At 53.8% G+C, this 7436-nt stretch carries 9 protein-coding genes and 1 pseudogene; 3 read left to right on the top strand and 7 right to left on the bottom strand.

What is annotated here, in order from left to right; genetic code table 11:
* Nucleotides 1-153, top strand: a 153-nt coding sequence (locus INT22_RS21200; RefSeq protein WP_226912798.1) for a DNA/RNA nuclease SfsA, incomplete at its 5' end; no start/stop codon positions are given.
* On the opposite strand, the gene INT22_RS15610 is transcribed toward INT22_RS21200, so the two are convergent.
* The 6 genes from INT22_RS15610 to INT22_RS15635 all read right to left on the bottom strand — a co-directional run bounded on the left by INT22_RS15610 (nucleotide 150) and on the right by INT22_RS15635 (nucleotide 4758).
* The gene (locus INT22_RS15610; protein ID WP_089039902.1) at nucleotides 150-611 is read right to left on the bottom strand and encodes a DUF4426 domain-containing protein; all 462 of its coding nucleotides are present in this window, start codon (nucleotides 609-611) and stop codon (nucleotides 150-152) included. The two genes, INT22_RS21200 and INT22_RS15610, sit on opposite strands and share 4 nt — an antisense overlap.
* 48 nt (nucleotides 612-659) lie before the next feature.
* On the bottom strand, nucleotides 660-1253 hold the full coding sequence (gene metW, locus INT22_RS15615; protein WP_038480763.1) for a methionine biosynthesis protein MetW: 594 nt from the start codon (nucleotides 1251-1253) through the stop codon (nucleotides 660-662).
* Nucleotides 1253-2449 (bottom strand): homoserine O-succinyltransferase MetX, encoded by a 1197-nt coding sequence (metX, locus tag INT22_RS15620; RefSeq protein ID WP_193060628.1) that lies wholly within the window; start codon nucleotides 2447-2449, stop codon nucleotides 1253-1255. The genes metW and metX overlap by 1 nt, the downstream gene beginning before the upstream one ends.
* Nucleotides 2450-2513: 64 nt before the next feature.
* A complete protein-coding gene (locus INT22_RS15625; RefSeq protein WP_089039900.1) occupies nucleotides 2514-3107 on the bottom strand; it encodes a YggT family protein in 594 nt (197 codons plus the stop codon).
* Between the two features lie 29 nt (nucleotides 3108-3136).
* On the bottom strand, nucleotides 3137-3961 hold the full coding sequence (gene proC, locus INT22_RS15630; RefSeq protein WP_193060627.1) for a pyrroline-5-carboxylate reductase: 825 nt from the start codon (nucleotides 3959-3961) through the stop codon (nucleotides 3137-3139).
* Nucleotides 3962-4041: 80 nt separating this feature from the next.
* The gene (locus tag INT22_RS15635) at nucleotides 4042-4758 is read right to left on the bottom strand and encodes a YggS family pyridoxal phosphate-dependent enzyme (protein ID WP_193060626.1); all 717 of its coding nucleotides are present in this window, start codon (nucleotides 4756-4758) and stop codon (nucleotides 4042-4044) included.
* A 34-nt stretch (nucleotides 4759-4792) separates the two neighbouring features.
* Between INT22_RS15635 and INT22_RS15640 the strand changes: the two are divergent.
* Nucleotides 4793-4897: pseudogene (locus INT22_RS15640) on the top strand (twitching motility protein PilT); the annotation flags it as partial.
* Nucleotides 4898-4935: 38 nt separating this feature from the next.
* Here the strand turns inward: INT22_RS15640 and INT22_RS15645 are convergent.
* Nucleotides 4936-6078 carry an anhydro-N-acetylmuramic acid kinase gene (locus tag INT22_RS15645; protein WP_193060625.1) on the bottom strand — a complete coding sequence of 381 codons (1143 nt, stop codon included), beginning with the start codon at nucleotides 6076-6078 and terminating at the stop codon, nucleotides 4936-4938.
* A gap of 116 nt (nucleotides 6079-6194) precedes the next feature.
* Here INT22_RS15645 and tyrS point away from each other — a divergent pair, with 116 nt between their 5' ends.
* A complete protein-coding gene (tyrS, locus tag INT22_RS15650; protein ID WP_089039896.1) occupies nucleotides 6195-7394 on the top strand; it encodes a tyrosine--tRNA ligase in 1200 nt (399 codons plus the stop codon).
* The last annotated feature ends 42 nt before the right edge of the window (nucleotides 7395-7436 follow it).

Raw genomic sequence — 7436 nt, forward strand, 5'->3', positions numbered from 1 at the left:
CCAGCGGCCCATATCGATCCCATCTATGCGGCGGCGCTAGCCGCAGCAGTAGATGCTGGGGTTGAGGTGTTGGCTTACGGTATTACGCTAGATTGGCAGGCAGGAGCGCCGGTAGCGGTGCGATTAGCACGACCGCTACCGGTGCGAATTTAACGCTCGATATAAAAACGCTGAATAAAACTGACCCGCTCGGGACTGGCATTGCGGTCGTAGCGAACGTCCAAGTTAAAACGTGTGGGCTCGTCGTGGCGCAGGGCGAAGGTGGCCAAGTGATAAGTGGCATCACCATCGTGCACAGTACGAAAGCTTAGCGACTCTTGGGCGTCGGTGAGGCCTGTCACGTGGCCTTGTACGCTAGCGTTAACGGCACGGGTGCTGCCGTCCTCTTGGCGTTCGCGTACGCTTACATTAACCAATCCGAGACCTGCACTGCGCTGAATTCCGTGCGCTTGGGCAACTTCAGGGGTGAGGAAGCTGGTGGCCACAGCACTGTAATGGATCTCATAGTCGCCTATCCGTACCAGCTGCTCAGCTACCGCTTGTGTGGCGAGGAGCAGTGAGCAAAGCAGCGTAGTAAGCAGGGTTGTTCTGCGTAACGCTCGATAAACCATGGCAGGTCTCCTCTTATGGGTCGATATGGCGAGTTAACGTAAAATAAATTAGCGACGGCGCACTCTAAAAATAGCAATTTCACCGAACAAGTTGGGCCACCACTTGGATGTCCAGTGCCCTTTGTGATCGCCAACCCCTACCGCGCGATCCACAATTACCAACCCTTTTTCACGGCACAAATGCTCGAAGTCGTTAAAGGTAGAAAGGTGGATGTTGGGTGTGTCATACCAGGCATGGGGTAGCGATTTAGAGACCGGCATATAGCCACGTAGGCCAAGATGAATTCGGTGACGCCAATAAGCAAAATTAGGAAAGGTGATAATGCCTTCCTCGGCGACACGTAACATTTCATCAAGCATTTTATCCGGGCGACGTAGTGCCTGAAGCGCTTGGGTCATAATGACTTGATCATAGCTGTTGTCGCAGAAACTACCCAGGCCATCATCCAGGTTATGCTCAATAACGTTCACGCCCCTGGCGACACACTGGGTAATACCGTCGGGGTCGATCTCTAAACCGTAGCCGGTAACATTTTTCTCCTGTGCTAAGCGCTCAAGCAGAGCACCATCACCGCAGGCTAAATCCAGCACGTGAGCCCCTTGGGGCACCCAGTCGTAAATCAGTTCAAGATCCGCACGCATTACAGGGTCTCCTCCCTGGCTGTTTCTTCGATATTCAGCTCTCGGGCGATGCGAGTCATAAATGCGCTGAACAGAGCGTGGTAACGTGGCTCGGGCAGTAAGAAGGCATCATGCCCGTGAGGAGAGTCGATATTGGCATAGCTAACCGATTTGCCAGCGCGGGTGAGCGCGTCGACGAGTTCTCGAGAGCGAGAAGGTGGGAAACGCCAGTCAGTGGTAAAACTAACAACCAGAAAAGGGCACTTTGCTGGTGCTAGTGCGCTGGCTAGGTCGCCTGCTTGAGTGGCTGCGGGATCGAAGTAGTCAAGGGCCTTGGTCATTAACAGGTAGGTGTTAGCGTCAAAGGCGGTGGAGAAGGTATCGCCCTGATAGCGCAGATAAGACTCAACCTGGAACTCGACATCAAACCCAAAGTTCAAATCGTTGCTGCGCAAATCGCGGCCAAACTTACTGCCCATTGCATCTTCGGAGAGGTAGGTGATGTGGCCCACCATGCGTGCCAGTTTCAAACCACGCTTGGGGACCGTGTCGTGCTCTGCATACCAACCGTCGAAGAATTCAGGGTCAGAGCGAATCGCCTGACGAGCCACTTCGTTAAAGGCAATATTCTGGGCGGAAAGCCGGGGGGTGGCGGCAATCACTACCGCATTGGCGACACGTTCAGGGTAAGTCATTGTCCACTGAAGCACCTGCATACCACCCAGGCTACCGCCCACTGCTGCGGCCCAGCGCTCAATGCCTAGTTGATCGGCTAGGCGCGCTTGGCTGGCTACCCAGTCACTGACAGTGACCATGGGGAAATCAGGCCCCCACTGGCGGCCGGTTTCAGGGTTGTGGCTAACAGGGCCTGTGCTGCCATGGCAGCCGCCCAGATTGTTTAGCGATACCACAAAAAAACGGTTGGTATCGATAGATTTTCCGGGGCCGATATGAGCATCCCACCAGCCAGGTTTGCGGTCTTCGTCACCGTGATAGCCCGCTGCGTGGTGGTGTCCCGATAACGCATGGCAGATCAACACAGCGTTACTACGCTCAGCGTTTAACGTGCCGTAGGTTTCGTAGATAAGCTCGTACTCAGGCAGCACCTTGCCACAAGCAAGCGGCAGCGGCGTATCAAATTTCGCTACATGGGGGGTGACGAGGCCAACGGAGTCCGCCGGCCGGTCAACGAAAGTGAGAGTGTCTGAATCAGGCATCGAAAGCGCTAGTCCTGCAAAAAATAAATCCTGCTAAAAAGAGGCCCTGGGGAATATTGCGCGGTTACAGCCCAACCAGTGCGCCAGAGATACCCGCAGCGCGGATCAAAGCCCCCACTACTAAGCCATCCACCAAATTAATCGCAATAAACACCACGATGGGTGATAAATCGATCATGCCGAGTGGCGGAATGACTTTCCGAACAGGCGCCATAATGGGCTCGACTAGCTGCATGACCAGCAAAGCACCTGGGTGGCTAGCATTCGGGGCGACCCAGCTCAGAATAATCATCACAATCATGGCAAAGAAATAGATCTTTAATATGGCGTTAGCCAGTGCCGCAATGCCCGCAATCAGTAGTCCTGGAATGGGCGGCATGCCAACGCCAATCACCATGAAAATTGCCAGCATGCTAACCACTTTCAGCACAAAACCCGCGGCCAGCGTGGCAAGGTCAAAGCGCCCAGCGACGGGACCTAAGAAGCCCTGAAATAGCCCTACAACAGGCTGGGTAATTTTAACCACTGATTGGCTAAGCGGGTTGTAATAATCTGCCCGCGATGCCTGCAGCAAAAAGCGCAGCATCAGTAAGAATAAATAAATATTGATTAACGAGTTAACAAGCATTAACCCGGCACTGCCCACTTGACTACCCATTGCGGCCTCTCCGTTGCAAAGTTACGTATTTAGTTGGCGCTAAGTTCCTTGGACATTGCTTCTGCGCGCTGGGCACAGGCCTGCATGGCGTCGGCGATGGTGGCGCGTAGTTGCGCATCTTCCATGTGCTGAATCGCGCGTTCTGTTGTGCCGCCTGGTGACATAACATTTTGTTTAAGTGTGGCCGGGTCTTTGTCACTGCGCTGGGCCATAGTGGCGGCACCTAGCGCCGTTTGAATGGCCAAGCGTCGCGCCGTGGCGGCAGGCAAGCCTAGTTTGACAGCGGCTTCTTCCATCGCCTCAAACATTAGAAAGAAGTAAGCTGGCGCACTGCCTGATACCGCAGTTACCGCATCAAGCAGGCCCTCTTCTTCAACCCACTCCACAATGCCAACCGCTTCCATAAGCTGTGTTGCTAGCGTGCGTTGCTCCTCGCTCACCGCGCTATTGGCATATAAGCCGCTGGCACCGATACCAACCAATGCAGGCGTGTTGGGCATGCAACGAACTAACGCATTATTACCGCCTAGCCATTGATCAATGGTGGCTGCATCGAGACCTGCCGCGATCGAAATAATCAGCGGTGATTGCTGTTGTACGTTATCCCGCATCGCTTCGCATACGCTGCGCATAATCTGGGGTTTTACCGCGAGTACGACCACGTCGGCGTCTTCGACGGCGGCGTTATTATCGGTGTTTGTGTTAATTCCTAAACGTGCTGCTAAAGGCGTTAACTCGCTTTCATTAGGTGCGGTGGCCGTGATGTCGCTAGGAGACACGCCACTATCGATGAGGCCGCCGATAATGGCGCTGGCCATATTGCCTGCGCCAATGAAGGTAATCTTGCTCGCCATGTGGGTATCCTTATTGGGTAAAAAAGCTGCATCGGGCAGCATGGGCTGTCAGTCGTCTTTACGCTCTTCAATTAGCAGTGTTACTGAGTCGCGTGTTGAGTGGTGCGTGCGCCAAAAATCGCCGTTCCTAAACGTACCAGCGTTGCGCCCTCTAAAACAGCGGCTTCTAAATCGTCGCTCATCCCCATCGATAGCGTATCCAGAGGGGCATCCGGGAGCGCTGTCTGAAGGGTTTCCAAAAGTTGTCGCAAGGCCGCAAGCGGCGCCCGCTGTTCTGCAAGGCTGTTGGCCGGGGCCGGAATCGCCATGAGTCCACGTAGACACAGCCGTGGCAGGGCGGCCACTTCTTTCGCTAGTGCCATTACCTCATCGGGCATGACGCCCGACTTTGAAGCCTCGCGGCTAATATTGACCTGCAAACAAATGTTGAGTGGCGGTAAGTGTTCCGGGCGTTGTTCGCTAAGCCGTTTGGCAATTTTTAAGCGGTCAACGCTATGTACCCAAGCGAAGCTTTCTGCCACTGCGCGGGTTTTGTTGGACTGTAGTGGGCCAATAAAATGCCACACAATACCGTCTAAGTCGGCCAGTTCGACTTGTTTTTCCAGGGCTTCTTGCAGATAGTTTTCGCCGAATTCACGCTGACCATGCTGCCAGGCTTGGCGAATCATGGAAGCGGGCTTTGTTTTACTAACGGCTAGCAGCGTTGCGCTATCGAGTGGGCGTTCAGCCTTTTTTAATGCGTTACTCAGGCGTTCGTGGGCCTGGGCGAGTGACTCGGGAAGCGCGATGTCTGTCATACTCAAGCACCTTACCACTGCTGGGAAAAGAGAGGTGGATATTACCGAACTGCTGGTGTTCTCGGCAAAGCAGAATGCATCTAATCAGCACCTTTCTGCTGGGCTTCCACCTATGATACGTGCTGATGGTGTTAGCCGTTGACTTAATCTACCCGCCATGGGGAGCGTTGGTGTCAATCAGCAGGCGTAAATGCCACCCAGAACTCTCGGGCCACTGGCGCCAGTGACAGAAGGTAAGTTGCCGGGCAGATCGTGTAAACGTTGATGGGCAAGCCAGGCAAAAGCGCCTGCTTCAATCCAGTCTTCGGGCCAGCCTAAGTCGGCGGGAGACTTAAACGTCGCATGGGGCAAATGCGCCGCTAGCCTCGCCATTAAATAGCTGTTATGTGCACCGCCGCCGCAAGCAATTAAGGTCATGCTATCGTGGGTCGCGGGCAATTGTTGAATACCCTGGGCAACGCTTATCGCGGTCAGTTCCGCTAACGTAGTTTGCACATCGCAAGCAGTTTCATTGCCCGTTAGCTTGTTTTCTAACCAGGCCAAGTGGAATAGTTCGCGCCCGGTGCTGCGCGGCGGCGGTTGATGAAAAAAAGGCTCGCTAAGCAGGCGTTTTAGTAGCGCTTGATCGACCTGTCCGCGAGAGGCCCAGGTGCCATTTTGGTCAAAGCGTCCGTCGTGATGTTTTGAGAACCAAGCATCTAACAGCACATTAGCGGGTCCTGTATCAAAGCCAATGGCAGGAATGCTGGTATCGCTGGGTAGCCACGTCAGATTCGCAAAGCCTCCTAGGTTTAAAACAAGCTGCTCGCTTGTCTGGCGACCAAAAAGGGCTTGATGAAATGCTGGTGCCAGCGGCGCTGCTTGACCACCAGCGGCTAAGTCTCGTCGGCGAAAATCAGCCACCACCGTGCAGCCGGTTAATTCGGCCAACAGGCTGGGATTGTCCAGCTGTAGTGTATAGGCAGGGCCGCCGTGGTGGCCGCTGGGAGCATGCTCGATTGTTTGTCCATGGCTACCAATAGCACTAATTTGCGCTGCTGAGACCTGTTGCTGAGCCAGCAGTGCTTTCACAGCGTTTGCCTGTAGCTGGCAAAATTCGGTTTCGGCCGCTGCCAGCTCAGCAAAGCTCACTTGCTCGGCATGACACAAGTTCAGCAGTAGGTTATGAAGCGACTGAGGCATGGGCGACGCATGCGTAGCAATGAGCTCCGGTGGCGAGTGCGGCGTTATAGCGACCAACGCCGCATCAATGCCGTCCAGGCTGGTGCCCGACATTAAGCCAACATAGTACGACGGTAAGGTAGGGTGGGGCGTTTTCATAAAGCGGCTCATCCAAAACGTAGTGAAGGCTCAACCAAGGCGATAGGGCATGGTAACATCGCCGGTTATTCGATATCTGACGCCTATATGGCACATATTACATGGAGAGAGAGGCAATGAGTGAGGTGGATCAGGCGTTAGCGCTACTGTCGCGAGGCACGCATGAAATCCTGGTAGAGGATGAGCTGAAGAAAAAGCTGGCGTCTGGCCGTAAGCTGCGTATTAAAGCAGGGTTTGATCCGACAGCACCTGATTTGCACCTTGGGCATAGTGTGCTGCTGACGAAAATGCGCCAGTTCCAGGATCTCGGGCACACCGTTATTTTCTTGATCGGGGATTTCACTGGTCGTATCGGTGACCCCACTGGCAAAAACGTTACTCGTAAACCGCTCACCGAGGCCGACGTAAAAGCCAACGCTGAAACCTATAAAGAGCAGGTGTTTAAAATCCTCGATCCCGAAAAGACCGAGGTGCGCTTTAACGCCGAATGGTTTGGTGAATTAAGCGCCGCTAAAATGATTGAGTTGGCAGCGCAAAGCACGGTCGCGCGGATGCTTGAGCGTGATGACTTTGAAAAGCGTTATAAAGCTAACCAATCTATCGCGATCCACGAGTTTCTCTACCCGCTCGTCCAAGGCTACGACTCAGTCGCGCTTGAGGCGGATGTTGAGTTAGGTGGGACCGATCAGAAATTTAACCTGTTGATGGGCCGAGAAATTCAAAAGCACTTCGGCCAAGAGCCTCAGGTCGTGATCACCATGCCGCTGCTCGAAGGCCTGGACGGCGTGCAGAAAATGTCCAAGTCGTTGGGCAACTATGTTGGTGTCGATGAAGCGCCGGGCTCTATGTTCAATAAGCTAGTGTCTATGCCCGATAGCTTAATGTGGCGTTACTTTGAGCTGCTCTCTTTGAAATCCAACGAAGAGATCGATGCGCTCAAGCAGAGCGTTGAGGCGGGGGCTAATCCGCGTGACGTGAAAATGGAGCTAGCCCGTGAGCTTATTGCCCGTTACCACGGCGATGAAGCTGCCGCCAATGCACACAAGTCGGCGGGTAATCAGCTAGCGGAAGGTGAGTTGCCGGAAGACCTACCTGAAGTAGAAGTAGATTTCGAAGGTAATGAGCAGGCGCCTATCGCGGCAGTACTCAATCGCTCTGGTCTCACCAAGAACAGTGCGCAAGCCAAAGACATGTTGAAAAACGGTAGTGTGAAAGTCGATGGGGATGTTGTTGCCCAAGACACGATGTTAGCTACGGGTAGCGCCTACGTTATCCAGGCAGGTAAGAAACGTTATGCTCGTGTGACGCTTACCTAACGTTTTCGATAACTTTCTCAAAAAACCACTTGCCAAGACGGC

Source organism: Halomonas sp. 3D7M, assembly GCF_014897885.1.
Taxonomy (GTDB): domain Bacteria; phylum Pseudomonadota; class Gammaproteobacteria; order Pseudomonadales; family Halomonadaceae; genus Vreelandella.